At 66.4% G+C, this 23,577-nt stretch carries 19 protein-coding genes and 1 other RNA gene; 11 read left to right on the forward strand and 9 right to left on the reverse strand.

The genetic code is table 11. The features are described from left to right. Window positions 1-4: 4 nt before the first annotated feature. Window positions 5-1,843, reverse strand: a complete 1,839-nt coding sequence (locus ACPTTF_RS05190; protein WP_423370474.1) for a tetratricopeptide repeat protein — start codon at window positions 1,841-1,843, stop codon at window positions 5-7. Window positions 1,844-1,973: 130 nt separating this feature from the next. Between ACPTTF_RS05190 and ACPTTF_RS05195 the strand changes: the two genes are divergently transcribed. After that, on the forward strand, window positions 1,974-3,617 hold the full coding sequence (locus ACPTTF_RS05195; protein WP_423370475.1) for an FAD-dependent monooxygenase: 1,644 nt from the start codon (window positions 1,974-1,976) through the stop codon (window positions 3,615-3,617). 8 nt (window positions 3,618-3,625) lie between these two features. Here the strand turns inward: ACPTTF_RS05195 and ACPTTF_RS05200 are convergent, their stop codons facing one another. The 4 genes from ACPTTF_RS05200 to ACPTTF_RS05215 are packed head-to-tail and all read right to left on the reverse strand — an operon-like array spanning window position 3,626 to window position 8,928. Next, window positions 3,626-3,877 (reverse strand): formate dehydrogenase subunit delta, encoded by a 252-nt coding sequence (locus ACPTTF_RS05200; protein WP_166957441.1) that lies wholly within the window; start codon window positions 3,875-3,877, stop codon window positions 3,626-3,628. 7 nt (window positions 3,878-3,884) lie between these two features. Then, entirely contained in the window at window positions 3,885-6,836 is a 2,952-nt protein-coding gene (gene fdhF, locus ACPTTF_RS05205; RefSeq protein WP_423370476.1) for a formate dehydrogenase subunit alpha, read from the reverse strand. A gap of 17 nt (window positions 6,837-6,853) precedes the next feature. Next, on the reverse strand, window positions 6,854-8,431 hold the full coding sequence (locus tag ACPTTF_RS05210) for a formate dehydrogenase beta subunit (protein WP_423370477.1): 1,578 nt from the start codon (window positions 8,429-8,431) through the stop codon (window positions 6,854-6,856). After that, complete coding sequence (locus tag ACPTTF_RS05215) at window positions 8,428-8,928, reverse strand: NAD(P)H-dependent oxidoreductase subunit E (protein WP_423370478.1); 501 nt, start codon at window positions 8,926-8,928, stop codon at window positions 8,428-8,430. Before ACPTTF_RS05215 ends, ACPTTF_RS05210 begins: the two co-directional genes overlap by 4 nt. Before the next feature lie 131 nt (window positions 8,929-9,059). Here ACPTTF_RS05215 and ACPTTF_RS05220 point away from each other — a divergent pair, with 131 nt between their 5' ends. From ACPTTF_RS05220 to ACPTTF_RS05230, 3 genes are all read left to right on the forward strand, one after another. Then, window positions 9,060-10,166, forward strand: a complete 1,107-nt coding sequence (locus ACPTTF_RS05220) for a substrate-binding domain-containing protein (RefSeq protein ID WP_423370479.1) — start codon at window positions 9,060-9,062, stop codon at window positions 10,164-10,166. A gap of 101 nt (window positions 10,167-10,267) precedes the next feature. Beyond that, entirely contained in the window at window positions 10,268-10,537 is a 270-nt protein-coding gene (locus ACPTTF_RS05225) for a hypothetical protein (protein WP_423371846.1), read from the forward strand. A gap of 378 nt (window positions 10,538-10,915) precedes the next feature. Further along, window positions 10,916-11,269: a DUF4148 domain-containing protein gene (locus ACPTTF_RS05230; protein ID WP_423370480.1), complete on the forward strand. Its 354-nt coding sequence runs from the start codon at window positions 10,916-10,918 to the stop codon at window positions 11,267-11,269. Between the two features lie 275 nt (window positions 11,270-11,544). Here the strand turns inward: ACPTTF_RS05230 and ssrA are convergent. The 4 genes from ssrA to ompA form a co-directional block, all read right to left on the reverse strand. After that, window positions 11,545-11,914, reverse strand: a transfer-messenger RNA (tmRNA) gene (gene ssrA / locus ACPTTF_RS05235). A gap of 17 nt (window positions 11,915-11,931) precedes the next feature. Further along, entirely contained in the window at window positions 11,932-12,645 is a 714-nt protein-coding gene (gene gph / locus ACPTTF_RS05240) for a phosphoglycolate phosphatase (RefSeq protein WP_166957479.1), read from the reverse strand. A 13-nt stretch (window positions 12,646-12,658) separates the two neighbouring features. Further along, window positions 12,659-13,357 (reverse strand): bifunctional 2-polyprenyl-6-hydroxyphenol methylase/3-demethylubiquinol 3-O-methyltransferase UbiG, encoded by a 699-nt coding sequence (gene ubiG, locus ACPTTF_RS05245; protein WP_166957481.1) that lies wholly within the window; start codon window positions 13,355-13,357, stop codon window positions 12,659-12,661. A 154-nt stretch (window positions 13,358-13,511) separates the two neighbouring features. Then, window positions 13,512-14,180 carry an outer membrane protein OmpA gene (ompA, locus tag ACPTTF_RS05250; protein WP_021157465.1) on the reverse strand — a complete coding sequence of 223 codons (669 nt, stop codon included), beginning with the start codon at window positions 14,178-14,180 and terminating at the stop codon, window positions 13,512-13,514. A 548-nt stretch (window positions 14,181-14,728) separates the two neighbouring features. Between ompA and gyrA the strand changes: the two genes are divergently transcribed. The 7 genes from gyrA to cmk all read left to right on the forward strand — a co-directional run bounded on the left by gyrA (window position 14,729) and on the right by cmk (window position 23,501). Beyond that, complete coding sequence (gyrA, locus tag ACPTTF_RS05255) at window positions 14,729-17,332, forward strand: DNA gyrase subunit A (protein ID WP_166957483.1); 2,604 nt, start codon at window positions 14,729-14,731, stop codon at window positions 17,330-17,332. Between the two features lie 83 nt (window positions 17,333-17,415). Further along, window positions 17,416-18,015 carry a DUF2059 domain-containing protein gene (locus tag ACPTTF_RS05260; RefSeq protein ID WP_021157463.1) on the forward strand — a complete coding sequence of 200 codons (600 nt, stop codon included), beginning with the start codon at window positions 17,416-17,418 and terminating at the stop codon, window positions 18,013-18,015. A 156-nt stretch (window positions 18,016-18,171) separates the two neighbouring features. Beyond that, a complete protein-coding gene (gene serC / locus ACPTTF_RS05265) occupies window positions 18,172-19,254 on the forward strand; it encodes a 3-phosphoserine/phosphohydroxythreonine transaminase (protein WP_423370481.1) in 1,083 nt (360 codons plus the stop codon). 33 nt (window positions 19,255-19,287) lie between these two features. Next, window positions 19,288-20,370, forward strand: coding sequence for a prephenate dehydratase (gene pheA, locus ACPTTF_RS05270; protein ID WP_423370482.1), 1,083 nt, complete (start codon window positions 19,288-19,290; stop codon window positions 20,368-20,370). Window positions 20,371-20,556: 186 nt separating this feature from the next. Further along, window positions 20,557-21,483, forward strand: a complete 927-nt coding sequence (locus ACPTTF_RS05275) for a prephenate dehydrogenase/arogenate dehydrogenase family protein (protein WP_423370483.1) — start codon at window positions 20,557-20,559, stop codon at window positions 21,481-21,483. 13 nt (window positions 21,484-21,496) lie between these two features. Next, window positions 21,497-22,801: a 3-phosphoshikimate 1-carboxyvinyltransferase gene (gene aroA, locus ACPTTF_RS05280; RefSeq protein WP_423370484.1), complete on the forward strand. Its 1,305-nt coding sequence runs from the start codon at window positions 21,497-21,499 to the stop codon at window positions 22,799-22,801. A 13-nt stretch (window positions 22,802-22,814) separates the two neighbouring features. Further along, complete coding sequence (gene cmk, locus ACPTTF_RS05285) at window positions 22,815-23,501, forward strand: (d)CMP kinase (RefSeq protein ID WP_166957493.1); 687 nt, start codon at window positions 22,815-22,817, stop codon at window positions 23,499-23,501. Window positions 23,502-23,577 lie beyond the last annotated feature (76 nt).

A 23,577-nucleotide genomic window follows, 5' to 3' on the forward strand; every position in this document is an offset into this window, starting at 1 on the left:
GCGCTCAGGCTTCGCGCAGCATGCCGGCGACCGCGGCCGCCACCTCGAGCCATTGCCCTGGCGCGGGCTGGCGGGCGAGCCTGGCCTGCGGATACCACGGGCAGTCGTCGCCGGTGAACCAGCGCCAGTCGGGCGCGAACGGCAGCATGACCCACAGCGGCTTGCCAAGCGCGCCGGCGAGGTGTGCGACCGCCGTATCGATCGTGACGACGCCGTCGAGCCGCTCGATCAGCGCGGCCGTGTCCGCAAAGGCGCTCAGCCGGCCGTCGAGCCGGTGCACGCGCGGATGCGCGTCGACACGCGCACGTTCGTCGTCGTCGAGTGCGGGTTGCAGCACGATCCAGTCGATATCCGGCAGCGCGAGCAGTGGCGCGAGCGCGTCGAACGGCATCGAGCGGTTTTCCTGCGCCTGCCGGCGCCCCGACCACGCGAGGCCGAACTTGCGCTTCGACTGTCCGCCGAGCGAGCCGCGAAAGCGCCGGCCGGCGCCGTCGGGGGCGTCGAGGTAGCGCGAGCCGGCAACGATGTCCTCCGTCTGAAGCCCGAGCAGGAACGGCAAGCTCATCAGTGTGCAGGCGAGATCCGCGGCAGGCGGCTTCGCGGTGCCCTGCGCGACGAGCGTCACGCGCCAGCGCGCTGCCGCCCGTGCCAGCAGCGTAACGAGTTCCGGCTGGACTTCGAGCACGACGCGCGCGCAGCGTGCGCGGGCGAGCGGCACGAAGCGGACGAACTGCAGCGTGTCGCCGAAGCCCTGTTCCGCGCGGATCAGCAGCGTGCGCGACGCAATCGGCTCGCCTTGCCAGCGCGGCAGCGTGCCGAGCGGCGTCGCGCCCGGCGTGTCGTGACGCGCTTCATAGGCGGGCAGGCCGCGCGTGAAGTCGCCGAGCGTCAGCAGCGTGACAGCGCGGTGCAGCCGTGCCAGCGTGAGTTCGGGGGCGACGCGCAGTGCCTGGTCGAATGCGCGCAGCGCCATCTCGTGCGCACCGAGCGCGTGATGTGCGTTGCCGAGGTTCAGCCAGGCCAGGCTGAACGATGGATCGAGGCCGACGGCACGCTCGTAGTAGGGCAGCGCGTCGCGGTGGCGCGCCTGTGCGCTCAGTGCGTTCGCGAGCCCGAACAGCGCAAGCGGAAACGGCGGATGCAGCGCGAGCGCGGCTTCGAACGCGGCGGCCGCCTCGGCATGCCGCCCGACCGCGTCGAACGTGTTGCCGAGATTGAAATGCGCGGCGACGAAGCGCGGCTGCGCGGCGATCGCGGCCTGGAAGTGCGCGATCGCGTCGTCGGCGCGGCCCGTCGCGTTCAGCGCCATCGCGAGATTGTTGTGCGCCCCTGCATGCCCGGGCCGCAATTCGAGCGCGCGATGGAACGCGGCGAGCGCGTCGTCGTGGCGGCCGAGCGCGTTCAGCGCGTTGCCGAGATTGTTGTGGATCGATGCGTCGTCGGGCGTGAGCCGGAGCGCGCGGGCGAATGCGTCGATCGCATCGTCGTGGCGCTGCAGCGCCGCATACGCGTTGCCGAGGTTGTAGTGGGCGAGCGGAAATTCGGGCGCGAGCGTCAGCGCGTTGCGAAAGCGGTCGACGGCTTCGTCGAGCCGGCCGAGCGCCTTCAGCGCGTTGCCGAGATTGAGCTGCAGCGCGGCATCGTCCGGACGCAGCGCGACGGCGCGGCCGACGAGGTCGGCCGCCTCGGCGTGCTGGCCCTGCTGGTGCCGCAGCACGCCGAACAGGTGAAGCGCGTCGGCGTTGGCGGGGTTGGAGGCGAGCGCGTTGCGATAGCCGTGCTCGGCCTCGGCGAGGCGGCCCGCGCGGTGTGCGGCATACGCTCGGTCGAATGCGGAATCCATAACGCGATAACTGACGGAAAGCACGTATTTTCCCACACCGCGCGGCGGTACCGCGCGTCGGCCGATCGGCATATGGCCCCGTCACGTGGAGCGGCGTAGACTTGCAGGATCGCGTGCCATCGAGGTTCTCATGGCTGACACACTGTCCGATATCCGGCCCGTGCTGATCGTCGGTGCGGGGCCGACCGGCCTTGCCGCGGCGATGAGCCTCGCGCGGGCCCGCGTGCCGGTGCGCATCATCGATCGGCTCGCGGCGCCCGCCCCACATTCGCGCGCGATCGGCATCCAGGCGCGCACGCTCGAATTACTGGAGCAGCATCGCGCGGTCGAACCGTTTCTCGCGCTCGGCCATCGTGCGCATGCAGCTGAGCTGCACGCCGACGGCCGCGTGATCGCGCGGCTCGATTTCGATCCGTTGCACACGCGCTATCCGTACCTGCTGTTTCTCGACCAGACCGTCACCGAGCGCCTGCTCGCCGAGCATTTGGCCCGGCTCGGCGTGACGGTCGAGCGCGGCGCGACGCTGACCGCATGCGATGCGGGTGGTGCGTCGCTCGACGTGTCGATCCGCTGCGCCGACGGTCGTGACGAATCGTTCGCGCCGTCATACCTGATCGCTGCCGACGGCGCGCACAGCACGGTCAGGCATCTGCTCGGCCTGGGCTTCACCGGGCAGGCGTTCGAGCAGACTTTCCTGCTTGCCGATTTCGCGGCAATACCCGACTGGCCGGACGAAGAGATTCACCTGTTCACGACGCCTGAAGGCATCGCCGGCCTGTTTCCGATGGGCGGCGGCCGTTACCGGCTCGTGGCCGACCGGCCGCCCGGCAGCGACGCGTCGCCCGATGCGCCGACCCCGTCGCTCGCGGATTGCGACGCGATCGTGCGTGCCCGCGCCGGTGCGTCGATCTCGCCGAGCGATCTCGCGTGGTCGTCCTATTTCCACTTGCACAGCCGGATGGTCGACCGGCTCCGTCACGGCCGCGTATTCTTCGCGGGCGACGCCGCGCACGTCCACAGCCCGGCCGGTGCGCAGGGCATGAACACCGGCATCCAGGAGGCGTTCAATCTTGGCTGGAAGCTCGCGCGCGTGCTCGGCGCGGGCACGCCCGAGCGGCTACTCGACACGTATCACGCGGAACGCCATCCGATCGAACGCGACGTGTTGCGGCAGACCGGTTTCGTCACGCAGATCGTCGAAGCCGAGCGCGGCGCGATGAAGCTGCTGCGCGATCATGTCGTACCGCTGCTGGCGTCGTTCGGGCCGATGCGCGACGCGGTGCGGCGTACGGTGAGCGAGCTCGGCGTGCAGTACCGGAAGAGTCCGCTCACGCTGGAGCGCTTGCTCGATGGTGGGCCGCGCGCTGGCGAGCGGGCACCCGATGCGCACGTGCGCGTGCTCGACGGGCCGCTCGGTCAGGCCCCCGGATCGGCGCGGCTATACGACCTGCACGATCCGGCGAGCTTCACGCTGCTGCTGCTCGAAGAGCCGGCGAATGCCGACGCCGGCGCGGTGCTGCCGATGCCGGCCGACGCGCAGGCGCTCGTTCAGGGGCTCGAACGGATCATGCCGGATGCGGTGCGCGCCTGGCGCGTCACCGATGCCGAAGGCGGCGATGCCGGGCTGGCACAGGAGTATGGCCGCTCGCGGCCGTCGTTTTACCTGCTGCGGCCCGACGGTTATGTGGCCGCGCGCGGGCGCACGGCGACCGACGTGAACGCGTTGCTGCGCCACTGCGAAAGCTGGTTCGCGGGCATGTCGCGGCCCGCGTAGCGGCGCGGTCAGGCGCTCGCCGCAGCGGGCACGAGCGACGCTCGATGCACGGCGATCGCGTCGCGCACGATCGGCGCCGCGCGTTGCGCGGCCTCGCCCGACGGATCGTCGAACGCCGCGAGAAACGCGCGGCGCATCCGCGGCTCCCAGAAGCGCCGGATATGGTCGGCAATGCCGGCCAGCGCTTCGTCGCGATCGGGCATCGATTCGAAGAATGCGCCGATCTGGTTGGCCATGTCGATCAGGTGTCCGTTGTCCATCGCTTCCTCACTTGCCTGTCGTCACGCCGGCGGTCGCGGCTGCACGGCGCTCGAGCAGATCGAGCTGCTCTGCGTTGAAGCGCGCGTAGGCTTGCTGCCAGTCGGACGGCTGCGCGACGGGTAGCACCTGCACGGCCGTCACCTTGTACTCGGGGCAGTTCGTCGCCCAGTCCGAGCTGTCCGTCGTGATCACGTTCGCACCCGATTCGGGGAAGTGGAACGTCGTATAGACGACGCCTGGCTGCATGCGTTCGGTCACGAGCGCGCGCAGCACCGTCTGCCCCGCACGCGACTCGATGCCGACCCAGTCGCCGCTGCGGATACCGCGATCCTGAGCGTCGTGCGGATGGATTTCGAGGCGATCCTCTTCATGCCAGCGGACGTTCTCGGTGCGGCGTGTCTGCGCGCCGACGTTGTATTGCGACAGGATGCGACCCGTCGTCAGGATCAGCGGATAACGTTGTGTGACCTTCTCCGGCGACGCAATGAACTGCGTGATCACGAACTTGCCCTTGCCGCGCACGAATGCGTCGATATGCATCGTCGGCGTGCCTTCCGGGGCGTGCTCGTTGCACGGCCACTGGATGCTGCCGAGCGCGTCGAGCTTCGCGTACGACACGCCCGAGAAGGTCGGCGTGAGTCGTGCGATCTCGTCCATGATTTCCGACGGATGCGCATAGTCCATCTCGTAGCCGAGCGCGCGTGACAGCATCAACGTGACTTCCCAGTCCGCGTAGCCCGCGAGCGGCGGCATCACCTTGCGCACGCGCGAGATGCGGCGTTCCGCGTTCGTGAACGTGCCGTCCTTCTCGAGGAACGACGAGCCGGGCAGCAGCACGTGCGCGTATTTCGCGGTCTCGTTCAGGAAGATGTCCTGCACGACGATGCATTCCATGGCCGACAGCGCGGCCGCGACGTGCTGCGTATTCGGGTCCGACTGGACGATGTCCTCGCCCTGGCAGTAGAGCCCCTTGAAGCTGCCGTCGAGCGCCGCGTCGAACATGTTCGGGATGCGCAGCCCCGGTTCCGGTTGCAGCGTGGCCGACCACGCCTGTTCGAATTGCGTGCGCACGATCGTGTCGCTGATGTGCCGGTAGCCGGGCAGCTCGTGCGGGAACGAGCCCATGTCGCACGAGCCTTGCACGTTGTTCTGGCCGCGCAGCGGATTGACGCCGACACCTTCGCGGCCGACGTTGCCGGTCGCCATCGCGAGGTTGGCGATGCCCATCACCGTCGTCGAGCCCTGCGCGTGCTCGGTCACGCCCAGCCCGTAGTAGATCGCGGCATTGCCGCCCGTCGCATAGAGGCGCGCGGCTTCACGGACAAGCTCGGCCGGCACGCCCGTCACGTCGGCGGTCGCCTCGGGCGAATTGTCGGCACGCGATACGAAGTCGCGCCACTGCTCGAATGCGCGCGTCTCGCAGCGTTCGGCGACGAACGCGTCGGCGACGAGCCCTTCGGTGACGATCACGTGCGCGAGCGCATTGACGATCGCGACGTTGGTGCCGGGGCGCAGCTGCAGATGGTGGGTGGCCTTCACGTGCGGGCCGTCTACGACGTCGATGCGGCGCGGGTCGATCACGATCAGTTTCGCACCCTCGCGCACGCGCCGCTTCATCCGCGAGCCGAACACCGGGTGGCCGTCGGTCGGGTTCGCGCCCATCACGACGATCACGTCGGCCTGGCCGACCGACGCGAACGTCTGCGTGCCGGCCGATTCGCCGAGCGTCGTCTTGAGGCCATAGCCCGTCGGCGAGTGGCATACGCGTGCGCAGGTGTCGACGTTGTTGTTGCCGAACGCGGCGCGCACCAGTTTCTGCACGAGGTAGGTTTCCTCGTTCGTGCAGCGCGACGACGTGATGCCGCCGATCGAGTCGCGGCCGTACTTCTGCTGCAGCTTGCGGAATTGCGTTGCCGCGTAGGTGAGCGCTTCGTCCCAGCTGACTTCGCGCCACGGGTCGGTGATCTTCTCGCGGATCATCGGCTTCGTGATGCGATCCTTGTGCGTGGCATAACCCCAGGCGAAGCGTCCCTTCACGCACGCGTGGCCTTCGTTCGCGAGGCCGTTCTTGTGCGGCGTCATGCGCACGACCTGCGTGCCCTTCATCTCGGCCTTGAACGAGCAGCCGACGCCGCAGTACGCGCAGGTCGTGACGACGGAGTGTTCAGCCTGCCCGAGTTGCACGACCGACTTTTCCTGCAGCGTAGCGGTCGGGCATGCGGCGACGCACGCGCCGCACGATACACATTCCGACGCCATGAACGATTCGCTTTCGCCCGCGGCGACGCGCGATTCGAAGCCGCGTGCGGCGATCGTCAGCGCGAACGTGCCCTGCGTTTCCTCGCAGGCGCGCACGCAGCGGTTGCAGACGATGCACTTCGACGGGTCGTACGTGAAGTACGGATTCGATTCGTCCTTGCGGTCTTTCAGGTGATTCGCGCCGTCGACGCCGTAGCGCACTTCGCGCAGCCCGACGACACCCGCCATGTCCTGCAGCTCGCAGTCGCCGTTGGCGGGGCAGGTGAGGCAGTCGAGCGGATGGTCGGAGATGTACAGTTCCATCACGTTGCGACGCAGCGACTGCAGCCGGTCCGACTGCGTGCGCACCTTCATGCCCGCTTCGGCAGGCGTCGTGCACGAGGCGGGATAACCGCGCCGGCCTTCGATCTCGACGAGGCACAGCCGGCATGAGCCGAACGGTTCGAGCGAGTCGGTCGCACAGAGCTTCGGGACGTTGACGCCGGCTTCGATCGCCGCGCGCATCACCGACGTGCCGGCCGGCACCGTGACGGGCTGGCCGTCGATTTCGAGCGTGACGTCGGTATCGGCATGCCGTTGCGGCGTGCCGTAGTCGGTATCGTCGAACGGGTCGCGGGCACGCGCCTGTGCGGCGCTCTTGCACGCGCATTGGCCCGAGCCGCAGCCACCTTGGCGGACGTTGTTCGTGTCGAGGGACATGCAGGGCTCCTTCTGGGTCAGGCCGCAGCCTTGACCGGGCCCGACGTGGCATTCTTGCCGGCAGCGAGCCCGAAATCTTCGGGGAAATGGTCGAGCGCGGACAGCACCGGGTAGGGTGTCATGCCGCCCATCGCGCACAGCGAACCGGCCAGCATCGTGTCGCACAGGTCGCGCAGCAGCGTGACCTGCCGCTCCGACGTATCGCCGTGGCGGATGCGCGCGATTGTCTCGACGCCGCGTGTCGAACCGATCCGGCACGGCGTGCACTTGCCGCACGACTCGATCGCGCAGAACTTCATCGCGTATTCGGCCAGCTCGGCGAGGTTCGACGTATCGTCGTGGAGCACGATGCCGCCGTGGCCGACTACCGCGCCGATCGCCGTATACGCTTCGTAGTCGAGCGGCACGTCCCACTGGTGGTCGGGCAGGTAGGTGCCGAGCGGGCCGCCGACCTGTGCGGCGCGTGCGGGCCGGCCGCTTGCCGTGCCGCCGCCGAAATCGAACAGCAACTCGCGCAGCGTGACGCCGAACGCGAGCTCGACGAGGCCGCCGTGGCGGATGTTGCCCGCGAGCTGGAACGGCAGCGTCCCGCGTGAGCGGCCCATCCCGTAGTCGCGATAGAACGCGGCGCCGCGCGCGAAGATCACGGGTGCCGTTGCGAGCGTGATCACGTTGTTGATGACGGTCGGCTGACCGTGCAGGCCGGCGAGCGCGGGCAGCGGCGGTTTCGCCCGCACGACGCCGCGCTTGCCTTCGAGCGATTCGAGCAGCGCCGTTTCCTCGCCGCACACGTACGAGCCCGCGCCTTTCGCGACGTGCAGCTCGAACGCATGCGCGGAACCGAGCACGTGCTCGCCGAGCCAGCCGGCTTCACGTGCGCGGACGATCGCGGCTTCGAGCGTGGCGATCGCGTGCGGGTATTCGCTGCGCACGTAGATGTAGCCGACCGTCGCGCCGGTAGCGACGCCCGCAATGATCATCCCTTCGATCAGGCAGTACGGATCGCACTCCATGATCAGGCGGTCGGAGAAGGTGCCCGAATCACCTTCGTCTGCATTGCAGACGATGTATTTCTGCGTGGCGCTTGCATGCCGGACCGTACGCCACTTGATGCCTGCCGGGAACGCAGCACCACCGCGGCCGCGCAACCCCGATTCGAGCAGCGTCTCGCACGCGGTATCGCCGTCGAGCGCCAGTGCGTTCTTCAGGCCGGCGAGGCCTTCGTATTGCAGGTAGTCGTCGATCGACAGCGGATCGGTCAGGCCGATGCGCGCGAAGGTGAGGCGCTGCTGGCGCGCGAGATAGGGCAATGCGTCGACGAGGCCGACACCGCTCGGATGCGTGCCGCCTTCTAGCCAGTTTGCGTCGAACAGGGCCGGCACGTCGGCGGCCGACAGGTTCGCATAGCCGACGCGGCCGGTGGCCGTGCCGACCTCGACGAGCGGCTCGAGCCACAGCAGCCCGCGCGAACCGTTGCGGACCAGCTCGACGGCGACGCCGCGCCGCTGGGCTTCCGCCGCGATCGCGGCGGCGAGCACGTCGGCGCCGAGTGCGAGCGCGGACGAATCGCGCGGAACGTAGATGCGGGTCGTCATGCGGCCTCCGGAGTGTGGGCGACCGCCTCGGCGAGCAGCGCGTCGAATTTCTCCGGCGTGACCCTGGCGTGCAGCACGCCGTTGACCGTCAGCGACGGCGACTGCGCACACAGTCCGAGGCAGTAGACCGATTCGAGCGCGACGTCACCGGGCGCATGCGCATTCGCGACATCGCCGTGCGCCGCGTCGAACCGGCAACCCGTGCGGGCTTCCGCATGCGCGGCCAGCGCTTCGCAGCCCATGCTGCGGCACGCTTCGGCACGGCACATCTGGATCGTCACGCGCGCGGGCGGCGCGGTGCGGAAGTGGTGGTAGTAAGTCAGTACGCCGTGCACTTCCGCGCGCGACAGGTTGAGCGCCCTGGCGAGCGGCGCGACGCAGCCCGGCGGTACGTAACCCGCGTCGTCCTGGATCGCGTGCAGGATCGCCACGAGCGACTGGCCGGCGCGTGCATGGCGCTCGACGAGCGCGTCGGGCGCTTGGGAATTCGGGGACATCGCTTGTGCTCCTCCAAAGTCTCATATGCGCTCGCAATTCATATAGTGCGCATCGCGACTTCGTTCTGATTGATTTCGACCAACGATAAGCGGAAGATCTGGCCGTCGCAATAGGAAATCGGAGTGCATAATTGATTCGAATCGAATGCGACGCGTATCTGACCGTACGCGACACGGAAGGCCGTGCGGCCAGCCTGTCGGATGTCGCGCCCTTGCTGGAACTCGTGGCCGACACGGGCAGCATTGCGCAGGCTGCCCAAGCGAAAGGGCTGTCCTACCGGCACGCGTGGGGCATGCTGCGCGCGCTGGAGGCGTGCATCGGCGGGGAACTGATCGAAACGGCGCGAGGCAAGGGCTCGACGCTGTCCGCACTTGGGCAGGCGGTCGTCGACGCGCAGCGCCTCGCGCGCAGCCGGCTCGACGGGAACTTGCGAACGCTGGCGGCTGAAGTGGCGAGCGACCTGAACCGGCGGCTCGCGCAGCGCGACGGCGCTGTGCGCATCCACGCGTCGCACGGCTACGCGGTCGCGACGCTCGTATCGGCGCTCGTCGATGCGCAGGCGGCTGTCGACATCAAGTATCGCGAGAGCGTCGAGGCCGTGCAGGCGCTTGCCCGCGGCGAATGCGACCTGGCCGGCTTCCATCTGCCGCGCGGTGCGTTTCGCGCGCAGTGCGCACAGATCTACCGGCCGTGGCTCGACGATACGCGCCATGTGCTGATTCACCTGACACGGCGCCAGCAGGGGCTGTTCGTCCCGCGCGGCAACCCGAAGCAGGTTCGTGGGCTCGCGGATCTCGCACGCAATGACATCCGCTTCGTCAACCGCCAGCCGGGGTCGGGCACGCGCATGCTGCTGGATCTTGCGCTGCGCGCGATCGGCATCGATCCCGAGCGCATCGACGGCTACGCGTCGGCGGAGCTCACGCATTCGGCGATCGCGGCGTTCGTCGCGAGCGGTATGGCCGATCTCGGCTTCGGCGTCGAGCCTGCCGCCCATCATTTCGGGCTCGATTTCATCCCGGTCGTCGACGAAGACTATTACTTCGCGTGCGAACGCGCGCGGCTCGACGCGCGGCCGCTTGCCGGCGTGCTGACGCTGCTGCGCGACGCGCGCTTCGTCGAGCGCGTCGCGCATCTCGACGGCTACGATCCGGCCGCGTGCGGAACGCTGACGAGCATTGCGACGGGGCTGGCCGGCGGCGACGGCGCGAGCGTGCCGGAAGGCAATTCCCGGTAACGCGGGCGCGATCGCACCGCGATGCAGCAGCGAGGGATTTGCGCTACGCTTGCCGCTTGACCAACGTTCCAACAAGCACGCCGTTCAAGCGTCATCCCGCCATGAAATTTTCCGTTCCCCTCGCCGCGGCAGCGTTGACCGCGGGGCTGCTGGCCGCAGTTTCGCCGTTTGCGTTCGCGCAGAATTCCCCGGGTGTGCCCGGCGGTATCCTGAGCGAACAGTTTCGCCTGAACGAGCATCCGCAGATGCCGTTCGCAGCGTCGACGCCGTCGCAGAAATACCAGAGCGGCAAGAAGTCGGCCTTGCGTCGCAAGGGCGACATGGGCGATCCGAACGGCTGCAACCTGAAGTGTCCGCAGGATAGCCAGTAACCGGGTGGACGGGTGCGTCCGCACGAGGTCATGCGGCGCTGGGTTGTTTGGCGCGCGTTGCGTCCGCGCACCGGCCTAGCCGGCTGACCGGCAACTGCCGGAGTCCCGTGCGATTCCGATTAGGTCCGAGCCCCGCGAAGCGTTGCCGCTTCGCGGGGCTTTTGCTTTCTGGCGAATCTTCACGCGATTGGATGCCGGGCAATGCCCGCGTGTGCGCATCACCGGTCTGGTCAATGATTTAGGGTTAACCCGCAAATCAGGAAGGATGACTTCCAGAAACCTGCCTTATTCTTAAGCATCCGCCTACATAAACTTCGGGTTGTCGGCGATGAACAAGGTGTTCACCGCAAACACAGACAAATCTGGAGGTAGGTCATCATGAAGTCGCTCGTTCAAGCTGTTGTCGTTGCTGCCGCTCTCGTCGCCCCGGTCGTGTCGTTTGCCCAGTCGGGTTCGACGATCACCCGCGCGCAGGTTCGCGCCGAACTGGTCCGGTTGCAGCAGGCAGGTTACAACTCCGCTCGCGGCGAAGATCCGCACTATCCGGAAGCGATCCAGGCTGCAACGGCGCGTGTTGCAGAGCAGCAGCGCAGCGCGCTGGCGCAAGCGCAAGGCGCCGATACCAGCGGTTACGGCGCACAGGCGCAGGGTGCGTCGGCATCGGGTTCGCGTGCAATGGGCGTGCGTCCGGCCTCCGCCGAAGAAATGAAGTCGCTGTATCGCGGCAGCTAAGCCGCGCATTGCCCGGTGTGCGTGAGTGCCGGGTGCGACGACGCGTCGCGCCCGGCACCGTGGCACCCGGGCCGGCCGCTGCCTGGCGCGATCGATGATTGTGCGGGCGCGGCAGGACATCCGTCACCTCCTGCCGCCGGAATACCGGTGGCATTCCGCCCGGCCCACCCGTGGCTGGGCGCTTTTTCGGGAGAGGAGCGGGGCATGCGTTTCGTCGGCAACAAAAACCCCCGCAGACTTGCGTCATGCGGGGTTCGTGCGACGAGCGCGGAATTTGGTGGAGGCGGCGGGAATCGAACCCGCGTCCAGAAGCGCTCTACGACTAGTTCTACATGTTTAGTTCAGTCATTTGATTTAACCGCAGCGACGCGGACGAACACGCTGCACTACGGCGATTCGCTAGATTTTCGACCCTGGCGTCGCGACGCCGACAGGGCTTAACTGACGTAAATGACCTCTGGCGGTATTGCTACCGGTCTTGCGACACTAGCCCGTCAGTGAACTAGGCAGAGGACGGCGGCCGTTAGGCTGCCAGTGCGAACGTATCGTCGTTTGCAGTTACGATTTTCCCATTGATTAACGAGGTGACGGGTCCTCGACATGCCCTAGCCGCTTCACAACCCCTGTCGAAACCAGGTCGCCCCCGCGGATAAGATCAAGCATTATAGCCCAACATCGCGCAGCAGTTCGCGCAGTTGCTGCGTCGTGTCGACGAGATGCTGCGCTTGCCAGTCGGCCGGTGCGGCGCCGTCGCCGCAGTAGCCGTACGCGGCCGCGATCGTCGCCATGCCGGCGGCGCTGCCGGCCTGAATGTCGCGCAGGTCGTCGCCGACGTAGACGATGCGTGCGGGCGCGAGCGTCAACTGGTCGGCCGCATGCAGCAGCGGGGCCGGGTGCGGCTTCGGGTGCGGCGTGGTGTCGCCCCCGACGACGCAGGCGGCGCGCGGTGCGAGACCGAGCTGGTCGACGAGCGGTGCCGTGAGCCGCATCGCCTTGTTCGTGACGATGCCCCAGCGCACGCCGCGCGCATCGAGTTCGTCGAGTACATCGCCGATGCCGGGGAACAGCGCCGTATGTACGCAGAGATCCGTTGCGTAGTTGGCCAAGAACTCGTCGCGCATCGCTTCGTAGCCGGGTGTGTGCGGATCGATGCCGAACGCGCCGCCGAGCAGGCCGCGCGCGCCGGCCGAGGCCAGCGGCCGCAACACGTCGAGCGACGTTTCGGGCAGGCCGCGCTCGCGCTGCATCTTGTTGACGGCCGCCGCGAGATCGGGCGCCGTATCGGCAAGCGTGCCGTCGAGATCGAACAGCACGGCATCGCAGTGCAGCAGGCGCGGTTCGTCTGCAGCCCGCGCGGTCGAAAGGGGAGTCGTCATGCCGGTCGGAAGGTCACGCGGCGCGGCGGCACGCGATGAGGTAGTTGATGTCGGTGTCGTTCGACAGCGCGAAGCGCTTGCCGATCGGGTGGTACGTGATGCCCTTGATCTCAACGATGTGCAGATCCGTTGCGCGCACGAAGCCGGCCAGTTCCGACGGGCGGATGAAGCGCGCGTAGTCGTGCGTGCCCTTCGGCAGCATCTGCGCGATGTACTCCGCGCCGATCACCGCGAACAGGTAGGACTTCAGGTTGCGATTCAGCGTCGAGAAGAACACCCAGCCGCCTGGTTTTACGAGCGTCGCGCATGCGGCGACGACATCGCCGGGCGACGGCACGTGCTCGAGCATCTCCATGCACGTGACGACGTCGTAGGTGCCCGGTTCGCGCGCGGCGATCGCTTCGGCGGCGATGGCCTCGTAGTCGACCGTGATGCCGCTTTCGAGGCTGTGCAGGTCGGCGACGCCAAGTGCCTCGGTCGACAGGTCGATGCCCTTCACCTGGGCGCCGAGTCCGGCCATCGATTCGGACAAGATGCCGCCGCCGCAGCCGACGTCGAGTGCGCGCTTGCCGGCGAGGTGCGCATGCGCATCGATCCAGCCGAGCCGGACCGGGTTCAGGTCGTGCAGCGGCTTGAATTCGGCATTCGGATCCCACCACCGATGGGCGAGGTCGCTGAATTTCTGGAGTTCGTGCGGATCGGCGTTGGTCATGTCGGCAAACGGGCTACGGGAGGAGGGCGGTACTGCGATTCGTCAGCCCCGAGTATATAAGAAGCGGACGAGCGGCGAAGCGGCGGCCGCATGGACGGGCGTCAAAGAAAAAGCCCCGCCGGAGCGGGGCTTTGAAGCAGTCGAAAACCGCGGCTTAGTTTGCCGGAACGGTCGTCTTCTGGACTTCTTGCGTACCAACCACTTCGACTTCCACGCGGCGGTCCGGTGCGAGGCAGGCGATGAGTTGCTTGCGGTTCTTCTGGTTGCAGCCAGTCGTAACCGGGTTGCGCTTGCCCTTGCCTTCCGTGTAGATCTTGTTGGCCGGCACACCCTTGCTGACCAGGTACGACTTCACGGCTTGCGCACGGCGCAGCGACAGACGGTCGTTGTACTTGTCCGAACCGATGCGGTCCGTGTAGCCCGTTGCGACGACCACTTCCGTGTTCATGCCTTCGATCTTCGAAGCCAGTTCGTCCAGCTTTTGCTTGCCCAGCGGCTTGAGCGTTGCCTTGTCGAAGTCGAACAGTGCGTCAGCTTGATACGTGATCTTCTGGCTCGAGATAGCCGGAGCGACCGGAGCGACCGGCGGCTGCGGTGCCTGGGCGACCAGTGCGCCATCGCACTTCGCGTTGGCGGTGGCCGGCGTCCAGAAGGCATCGCGCCAGCAGAGCTCGTTCGTACCGTTCATCCACACCCATTCGCCCGTGCCGTTCACCCAGTTGTCATTGACGGCTTGACGCGACGCCGGCACCGACTGTGCCGAAGCGGATGCAGCCATAACTGCGGTAGCTGCAATGAACGCGAGCTTTGAAAGTTTATTCATATTTCTCCTCTCGAAATTGAGATTACCGCAGGTTTACTGCGAGCCTGTTGACGGTGACAAGTCATACATTGCTCGAAGTATAACATTGGTGCGGTACAAAAAACGCGGCACCGCTCTGTGTAGACTTTAGACTTCGAGCAGCGTCTAACCTTCAGTGCGTTGGCATTTTGCCATATCGTTCCCTTCCTACGAAAAAAAATCCTCCCCACCCTAAGATCGCCTCAACGTTTGTGGTGCATGCGCAACACCGACCTGCCGTAACTTTCAGAGATTGTCAAGAGTGTGTCGGCGAAATTGCGCCGGTGGAGGCATTTGTTTACTCGTGCGCGGAAAACAAGTGCGACGCGATCGCCTGTGGTGCCGAGTCGAGTGCAATTGCGGCATGCAATTCCGGCCGGTTCGCTGCTGCTGCGATTTTCGCTATTTATATATAGAGGGGGAGGCGAATTGGCGGCTGATGGCCGCATGTTAGAATCTCGCGTTGCGTTGCGCATGCAGCGCCCACGCGAAAGGCGTTCGCCGTCTTCGCTCCGAAACGATACGGATACATGGATCAATTCGCCAAAGAGACCCTGCCCACCTCCCTAGAGGAGGAAATGCGCCGTTCGTATCTCGATTACGCGATGAGCGTGATCGTCGGACGTGCCCTCCCGGATGTCCGCGATGGCCTGAAGCCCGTGCACCGGCGCGTGTTGTTCGCGATGCACGAACTGAACAACGACTGGAACCGCGCGTACAAGAAATCGGCGCGTATCGTCGGTGACGTGATCGGTAAGTACCACCCTCACGGCGACACGGCGGTCTACGACACGATCGTGCGGATGGCGCAGGACTTCTCGCTGCGCTACATGCTGATCGACGGACAGGGCAACTTCGGCTCGATCGACGGCGACAATGCCGCGGCGATGCGTTACACCGAAATTCGCATGGCGAAGATCGGTCACGAGCTGCTCGCCGACATCGACAAGGAAACGGTCGATTTCGAGCCGAACTACGACGGTAACGAAACGCAGCCGTCGGTCCTGCCGTCGCGCATCCCGAACCTGCTGATCAACGGCTCGTCGGGCATTGCGGTCGGCATGGCGACCAACATCCCGCCGCACAACCTGAACGAAGTCGTCGACGCGTGCCAGCACCTGCTGGGTAACCCGGAAGCGACGATCGACGAGCTGATCGAGATCATCCCGGCGCCGGATTTCCCGACGGCCGGCATCATCTACGGCGTCGCCGGCGTGCGCGACGGCTACCGCACCGGGCGCGGTCGCGTCGTGATGCGTGCGGCCACGCACTTCGAGGAGATCGATCGCGGCCAGCGGATGGCGATCATCGTCGACGAGCTGCCGTACCAGGTGAACAAGCGCTCGCTGCTCGAGCGGATCGCCGAGCTCGTCAACGAAAAGAAGCTCGAAGGCATCTCCGACATCCGCGACGAGTCCGACAAGAGCGGCATGCGTGTCGTGATCGAACTCAAGCGCGGTGAAGTGCCGGAAGTGGTGCTGAACAACCTGTACAAGGCGACGCAGCTGCAAGACACGTTCGGCATGAACATGGTCGCGCTCGTCGACGGCCAGCCGAAGCTGCTGAACCTGAAGGAAATCCTGCAGTGCTTCCTGTCGCATCGACGCGAAGTGCTGACGCGCCGCACGATCTACGAACTGCGCAAGGCCCGCGAACGCGGCCATGTGCTCGAAGGTCTCGCGGTCGCGCTTGCCAACATCGACGATTTCATCGCGATCATCAAGGCAGCGCCGACGCCGCCGATCGCGAAAGCGGAGTTGATGGCGAAGCCGTGGGATTCGTCGCTCGTGCGCGAGATGCTGACGCGCGCCGAAAGCGAGAACGCGGCGGCCGGCGGCCGTTCCGCGTACCGCCCGGAAGGCCTGAACCCGGCGTTCGGCATGCAGGTCGACGGGCTGTACCGCCTGTCCGACACGCAGGCCCAGGAAATCCTGCAGATGCGTCTGCAGCGCCTGACCGGCCTCGAGCAGGACAAGATCATCGGCGAGTACCGCGAAGTGATGGCTCAGATCGCCGATTTGCTGGACATCCTCGCACGCCCCGAGCGGATCACGACGATGATCGGCGAGGAGCTGACCTCGGTGAAGGCCGAGTTCGGCGACGCGCGCCGCTCGAAGATCGAGCTGAACGCGACCGAGCTGAACACCGAAGATCTGATCACGCCGCAGGACATGGTCGTCACGATGTCGCATGCGGGCTACGTGAAGTCGCAGCCGCTGTCCGAGTACCGTGCGCAGAAGCGCGGCGGTCGCGGCAAGCAGGCGACGCAGATGAAGGAAGACGACTGGATCGAGACGCTGTTCATTGCGAACACGCACGATTACATCCTGTGCTTCTCGAACCGCGGCCGCGTGTACTGGGTCAAGGTCTATGAAGTGCCGCAGGGTTCGCGCAACTCGCGCGGCCGTCCGATCGTCAACATGTTCCCGCTGCAGGATGGCGAGAAGATCAACGTCGTGCTGCCGGTCAAGGAATTCTCGGCCGACAAGTTCGTCTTCATGGCGACGTCGCTCGGCACCGTGAAGAAGACCCCGCTCGAGGCATTCAGCCGTCCGATGAAGAAGGGCATCATCGCGGTCGGCCTTGATGAGGGCGACTACCTGATCGGCGCATCGATCACCGACGGCGCACACGACGTGATGCTGTTCTCCGATTCCGGCAAGGCCGTGCGGTTCGACGAGAACGACGTGCGTCCGATGGGGCGCGAGGCGCGAGGCGTGCGCGGCATGCAGCTCGAGGACGGGCAGCAGGTCATCGCGCTGCTGGTCGCCGGCAGCGAGGAGCAGACGGTGCTCACCGCGACCGAGAACGGCTACGGCAAGCGCACGCCGATCACCGAGTACACGCGTCACGGCCGCGGCACGAAGGGTATGATCGCGATCCAGACGTCCGAGCGCAACGGCAAGGTCGTGGCTGCAACGCTCGTCGACGCCGAAGATCAGATCATGCTGATCACGACGGCCGGCGTGTTGATTCGCACCCGTGTATCCGAGATTCGCGAGATGGGGCGTGCCACGCAAGGTGTTACACTCATCAGTCTCGATGAGGGTACCAAGCTCTCCGGTCTGCAGCAGGTCGCGGAGGCCGAAGAGGGCGAAGGCGAGGCCGACGAGGCGTCGGACGGCGAAGCCTGAAGAACGGATGAGACTCTAGCCGCCGCGGGCGCGAAGCGCCGCGGCCGGCGAGCAACCATTCATATTTCCAAAAGGGAGTGATGATGCAAAAGCAATTCAAGCAACTGGTCCTGCTGGCTGCACTGGTGCCGACGTTCGCGATGGCGCAAGCGCTGTCGAATTCCGCACCGGCGCCTGCCGCGGCAGCTGCGCCGATCGACGCCGACAAGAAGGCTGCGATCAAGGATCTGCTCGACGCGATCGACGCGCCGAAGCTCGTGTCGGCTATCGGCAACAGCGCCGAAATGCAGGCCAAGCAACTCGTGCCGGCGATCCTGTCGGATGCGCTGTCGGAAAACAAGACGCTGAACGACAAGCAGAAGCAAGCTGCCGTTCCGACGCTGCAGAAGAACGCGGTGCCGAAGCTGGTCGACGGCGCGGGCAAGGTGTTCGGCACGCAGCAATTCCAGAACGACGCGATGTCGGCTCAGTACGACGCCTATGCGAAGTACTACAGCACGTCGGAGATCAAGGATCTGACGACGTTCTACAAGAGCCCGACGGGCCGCAAGTTCATCCAGGTTCAGGATCAGGTCGGTCGCGACGTGGTCAACGGCCTGATGCAGAAGTACATGCCGCAAGCGATCCAGGCAACGCGCACGCAGGCTGACAAGGAAGTCGCAGCAGTCAAGCCGGGCAAGTAAGCCGGTCAGGCACGCCCCCGGCCGTTCGGCCGGGTTTGGCGGGAGCCTGACGACAGTGCGATAATGGCCGTTTGCGCGCGAGCGCAAGCGGCCTTTTTCCTTTCTGGCGCGTTCTGCCGGCGGCAAGCCGGTCGCGTCCCTCCCGAGGTTTTCACGATGCGCGTGTTTAATTTCTCCGCCGGCCCTGCGGCGATGCCCGAGGAAGTGCTGCGGCAGGCCGCCGACGAAATGCTCGACTGGCACGGCAGCGGCATGAGCGTGATGGAGATGAGCCATCGCGGCAAGGAATTCATGTCGATCCACGAGGCCGCGCTAACCGACCTGCGCGACCTGCTCGGCGTGCCGGCCAGTCACCGGATCCTGTTCCTGCAGGGCGGCGGCATCGCGGAAAACGCGATCGTGCCGATGAACCTGCTCGGGTCGCGCAAGACGGCCGACTTCGTCGTGACGGGCTCGTGGTCGCAGAAATCGTTCAGCGAAGCGAAGAAATACGGTACGCCGCATCTCGCCGCAACCGGCAAGACGGAAGACGGCTTCACGCGTGCGCCCACGCGCGCCGAATGGCAACTGTCGGACGATCCGGCCTACGTGCATCTGTGCACCAACGAGACGATCGACGGCGTCGAGACGTTCGAGATTCCCGATCTCGGTAACGTGCCGCTGGTTGCGGATGTCTCGTCGCACATTCTGTCGCGTCCGATGGACGTCGCGAAGTACGGTGTGCTGTTCGGCGGCGCGCAGAAGAACATCGGGATGGCCGGCGTGACGCTCGTGATCGTGCGCGAGGATCTGCTCGACCGTGCGCTGTCGATCTGCCCGTCCGCGTTCGAATGGAAGACCATCGCCGCGAACAACTCTCTGTACAACACGCCGCCCACCTACGCGATCTACATCGCGGGTCTGGTATTCCAGTGGCTGAAGCGGCAGGGCGGTCTCGAAGCGATCGAGGCCCGCAATATCGAAAAGGCGAAGCTGCTCTACGACACAATCGATGCGAGCAGTTTCTATCTGAACAAGGTCGAGCCGGCAGCACGTTCGCGGATGAACGTGCCGTTTTTCCTGGCCGACGAAACGCGCAACGAAGACTTCCTTGCCGGCGCAAAGGCGCGCGGGCTGCTGCAGCTGAAGGGCCACAAGTCCGTCGGCGGCATGCGGGCGTCGATCTACAACGCGGTGCCGCTCGAGGGCGTGAAAGCGCTCGTCGAGTACATGAAGGACTTCGAGCAGCGCGGCGCCTGACGGCGGCGCTGTTCAAACAGCACGGCAAAACGCATGGACGACGAACTGAATTCCCGCCTGAAACCGTTGCGCGATCGCATCGACGCGATCGACGCGCAGCTGATCGCGCTCCTGAACCAGCGCGCCGCGGTGGCGCTGGAGGTGGGCGAGGTCAAGAAGCATTTCAACGCGCCGGTGTTCCGGCCCGAGCGCGAGCTGCAGGTGATCGCGCGGCTGCAGGACATGAGCGCGGGGCCGCTCGCGAGCGAGCACATCAGTGCCATCTGGCGCGAGATCATGGCTGCGAGCCGTGCGCTCGAGCAGACGATCCACGTCGCGTTCCTCGGGCCGGTCGGCACGTACAGTGAACAGGCGATGCTCGAGTATTTCGGCCAGTCGATCGAAGGGCTGCCATGCCCGTCGATCGACGAGGTGTTCCGCTCGGTCGAGGCCGGCGCGTCCGCATTCGGCATCGCGCCGGTCGAGAATTCGACCGAAGGCGCTGTGTCGCGCACGCTCGACCTGCTGCTGCAGACGCAACTGCTGATCAGCGGTGAGCTCGCGCTGCCGATCCATCACAATCTGCTCACGCAGAGCGGCACGCTCGATGGCGTGAAGCGCGTCTGCGCGCATGCTCAGGCGCTTGCACAATGCCAGCAGTGGCTCGCGGCGAATGCGCCGCAGCTCGAACGGCAGGCCGTGGCAAGCAACGCGGAGGCGGCGCGTCTCGCGGCGGCCGATCCGACCGTTGCGGCGATCGCGGGCGACCGTGCGGCCGCGCACTACGGATTGCAGATCGCGTTCTCGCTGATCCAGGACGATCCGCACAACCGCACGCGCTTCGTCATCGTCGGCAAGCATCCGGCCGGGCAAAGCGGTCACGACCAGACGTCACTGATCGTGTCGGTGAAGAACGAGCCGGGCGCAGTGTTCAAGCTGCTCGAGCCGCTCGCGCGGCACGGCGTGTCGATGACGCGTTTCGAGTCGCGCCCGGCGCGTGTCGGTACGTGGGAGTATTACTTCTACATCGACATCGAAGGGCACCGGGACGATGCGGCGGTTGCGGCCGCGCTCGCGGAACTCGGCCAGAAGGCTGCGTTCCTGAAGATACTCGGTTCGTATCCGCGCGCGCGCTGATGCGCGGCGGCCCATCGCTTGTTCGAGCAGGCATTGCGGCCAGGCGGGCAGGGCAGGCCGGTCGGCACTGCCGAAGGCGGGTTCGGGCGGTATCCGGCGCAGGTTGTGCCGGATGCGGGCCCGTTGCCCGGAATCTGGAATTCCGCGTGCGGGGCGTCGTCCCGCGCGCGTAACTTGGCTCTTGTCGTGTCAGGCTTTGCATTCAACAAACTGGTCATCTTCGGCGTCGGCCTGATCGGCGGATCGCTGGCCCGCGCGCTGCGCGAGCGCGCGCCGGGCGGCGCGGGCGAGGTCGTCGGCGTGGGCCGTTCGCGTGCGTCGGTCGAGCGCGCGCTCGCGCTCGGTGTGATCGATCGCGCGGCGGCGCTCGACGATGACGCACAATTGCGCGACGCGCTGGCCGGTGCCGATCTCGTGCTGCTGGCGGCACCCGTCGCGCAGACGGGCCCGTTGCTCGCGCGCATCGCGCCGTGGCTTGAAGAGGCGACGATCGTCACCGATGCCGGCAGCACCAAGTCCGATGTCGTCGCGGCCGCGCACGAAGCGCTCGGCGCGCGCATCGCGCAGTTCGTGCCGGGGCATCCGATTGCCGGTCGCGAGTCGAGCGGCGTCGAGGCCGCGTTGCCGGATCTGTACGTCGGCCGCAACGTCGTGCTGTGCCCGCTGCCGGAGAACGCACCCGAATCCGTCGCGCGGATCGACGCGATGTGGCGTGCGACCGGCGCCGACGTGCGCACGATGAGCACGGAACAGCATGATCGCGTGTTTGCTTCGATCAGCCATCTGCCGCACGTGCTGTCGTTCGCGCTCGTCGAGCAGATCCTCGGCGAGGCCGACGCGCAACTCAAATTCTCGTACGCGGCGGGCGGCTTCCGCGATTTCACGCGCATCGCGGCGTCGAGCCCGGAGATGTGGCGCGACGTATGCGTCGCGAACCGCGCGGCGCTGCTCGACGAGCTCGATGGCTATACGCGCGTGCTCACGCGGCTGCGCGCGGCGATCGATGCCGGCGACGGCGCGGCGCTCGAAGCCGTGTTCACGCGCTCGCGCGCCGCGCGCAAGGCATGGCAGGAGCGCGGCGGCGCGCCCGCTGCCGAACCGGTCAAGAAATAACAGGACGATTCCCATGGACTATCTCGATCTCGGCCCGTACTCCAGCGCATCGGGCACCGTGCGCCTGCCCGGCTCGAAGAGCATTTCGAACCGCGTGCTGCTGCTCGCGGCGCTTGCCGAAGGTGAAACGACGATCACCAACCTGCTCGACTCCGACGACACGCGCGTGATGCTCGACGCACTCGGCAAGCTCGGCGTGAAGCTCGCGCGTGACGGTGATACCTGTGTCGTCACGGGCACGCGCGGCGCATTCACCGCGAAGACGGCCGACCTGTTTCTCGGCAACGCGGGCACGGCCGTGCGGCCGCTGACTGCCGCGCTCGCGGTGAACGGCGGCGACTATCGCGTGCACGGCGTGCCGCGCATGCACGAGCGGCCGATCGGCGATCTCGTCGACGGCCTGCGGCAAATCGGCGCGCAGATCGACTATGAACTGAACGAAGGCTACCCGCCGCTGCGGATCAAGCCCGCGACGATCTCGGTCGATGCGCCGATCCGCGTGCGCGGCGACGTATCGAGCCAGTTCCTCACGGCGCTCTTGATGACGCTGCCGCTCGTGAAGGCGAAGGACGGCAGGACCGTCGTCGAGGTCGACGGCGAACTGATCTCGAAGCCGTACATCGACATCACGATCCGGCTGATGGAGCGCTTCGGCGTGGTCATCGAGCGTGACGGCTGGCAGCGTTTCGTCGTGCCGGCCGGGGTCCGCTACCGCTCGCCGGGGCGGATCATGGTCGAGGGCGATGCGTCGTCCGCGTCGTATTTCCTCGCGGCCGGCGCGCTTGGCGGCGGTCCGCTGCGCGTCGAAGGCGTGGGGCGCGCGAGCATCCAGGGTGACGTCGGTTTCGCGAATGCGCTGATGCAGATGGGCGCGAACGTGACGATGGGCGACGACTGGATCGACGTGCGGGGCATCGGCCACGACCATGGCAAGCTCGAGCCGATCGACATGGATTTCAACCTGATCCCCGATGCGGCGATGACCATCGCGGTCGCGGCACTGTTCGCGAACGGCACGAGCACGCTGCGCAACATCGCGAGCTGGCGCGTGAAGGAGACCGACCGCATCGCCGCGATGGCGACCGAGCTGCGCAAGGTTGGCGCGATCGTCGAGGAAGGCCCTGACTATCTCGTCGTCACGCCGCCGGAAAAGCTCACGCCGAACGCGGCGATCGACACGTACGACGATCACCGGATGGCGATGTGCTTCTCGCTCGTCAGCCTAGGCGGCGTGCCCGTGCGGATCAACGATCCGAAGTGCGTCGGCAAGACGTTCCCCGACTATTTCGACCGCTTCGCCGCGCTCGCCAAAGCCTGACCCGACTGTTCCGATGAAATCGACCCGACCCTTTCACCCGACTCCCGTCATCACGATCGACGGCCCGACTGCTTCCGGCAAGGGCACCGTCGCCGCGCTCGTCGCCGCGCATCTTGGTTTCCACCTGCTCGACAGCGGCGCGCTGTACCGCCTCGCCGCGCTCGCGAGTGTGCGCTACGGCATCGCGGCAGAGGACATCGACGCGCTGGTGAAGCTGATCGACGATCTCCACATCACGTTCCGCGAAGGCTGCGCGCAGCTCGACGGCGTCGATGTGTCGAACGACATCCGTGCCGAAGCGGTCGGCAACCGTGCATCGGCGATTGCCGTGCATGGGCCGGTGCGCACCGCACTCGTCGCGCGCCAGCGCGCGTTCCGCAAGACGCCGGGCCTCGTTGCAGACGGGCGCGACATGGGCACCGTGATCTTCCCGGACGCCGTGTTGAAGGTGTTCCTGACGGCCAGCGCCGAGGCGCGCGCGACCAGACGGCATAAGCAATTGATGCAAAAAGGTTTTTCTGCTAATATAGATGACTTGCTCCGGGATCTTCGTGAACGTGACGCGCGCGACAGCAATCGCGCAGCCGCGCCGCTGAAGCCCGCGGCAGATGCCGAGCTGCTCGATACGTCGGCGCTTTCGGTCGATGAAGCCGTCGATCAAGTGCTGCAGTGGTACCGGGCGCTTGGCCAGCCCGCCTGAGAAGGCGGGCAGCAGTAGGTGTTCCGCGTAGTAAGCGCGGAGCGTGTTTCGAACCCTTAACCCCGTGTGGTCGTCG

It is taken from the genome of Burkholderia crassaminum (assembly GCF_964265005.1).
GTDB lineage: Bacteria > Pseudomonadota > Gammaproteobacteria > Burkholderiales > Burkholderiaceae > Burkholderia.

Coding starts and splice junctions, on each gene's coding strand:
- ACPTTF_RS05215 (WP_423370478.1), bottom strand. CDS start 8,928: ATGTCCCCGAATTCCCAAGCGCCCGACGCGCTCGTCGAGCGCCATGCA.
- ACPTTF_RS05230 (WP_423370480.1), top strand. CDS start 10,916: ATGAAGTCGCTCGTTCAAGCTGTTGTCGTTGCTGCCGCTCTCGTCGCC.
- serC (WP_423370481.1), top strand. CDS start 18,172: ATGCGCGTGTTTAATTTCTCCGCCGGCCCTGCGGCGATGCCCGAGGAA.
- ACPTTF_RS05200 (WP_166957441.1), bottom strand. CDS start 3,877: ATGGACAACGGACACCTGATCGACATGGCCAACCAGATCGGCGCATTC.
- ACPTTF_RS05195 (WP_423370475.1), top strand. CDS start 1,974: ATGGCTGACACACTGTCCGATATCCGGCCCGTGCTGATCGTCGGTGCG.
- pheA (WP_423370482.1), top strand. CDS start 19,288: ATGGACGACGAACTGAATTCCCGCCTGAAACCGTTGCGCGATCGCATC.
- ompA (WP_021157465.1), bottom strand. CDS start 14,180: ATGAATAAACTTTCAAAGCTCGCGTTCATTGCAGCTACCGCAGTTATG.
- ACPTTF_RS05260 (WP_021157463.1), top strand. CDS start 17,416: ATGCAAAAGCAATTCAAGCAACTGGTCCTGCTGGCTGCACTGGTGCCG.
- ubiG (WP_166957481.1), bottom strand. CDS start 13,357: ATGACCAACGCCGATCCGCACGAACTCCAGAAATTCAGCGACCTCGCC.
- aroA (WP_423370484.1), top strand. CDS start 21,497: ATGGACTATCTCGATCTCGGCCCGTACTCCAGCGCATCGGGCACCGTG.
- fdhF (WP_423370476.1), bottom strand. CDS start 6,836: ATGTCCCTCGACACGAACAACGTCCGCCAAGGTGGCTGCGGCTCGGGC.
- ACPTTF_RS05210 (WP_423370477.1), bottom strand. CDS start 8,431: ATGACGACCCGCATCTACGTTCCGCGCGATTCGTCCGCGCTCGCACTC.
- gyrA (WP_166957483.1), top strand. CDS start 14,729: ATGGATCAATTCGCCAAAGAGACCCTGCCCACCTCCCTAGAGGAGGAA.
- ACPTTF_RS05225 (WP_423371846.1), top strand. CDS start 10,268: ATGAAATTTTCCGTTCCCCTCGCCGCGGCAGCGTTGACCGCGGGGCTG.
- cmk (WP_166957493.1), top strand. CDS start 22,815: ATGAAATCGACCCGACCCTTTCACCCGACTCCCGTCATCACGATCGAC.
- ACPTTF_RS05190 (WP_423370474.1), bottom strand. CDS start 1,843: ATGGATTCCGCATTCGACCGAGCGTATGCCGCACACCGCGCGGGCCGC.
- gph (WP_166957479.1), bottom strand. CDS start 12,645: ATGACGACTCCCCTTTCGACCGCGCGGGCTGCAGACGAACCGCGCCTG.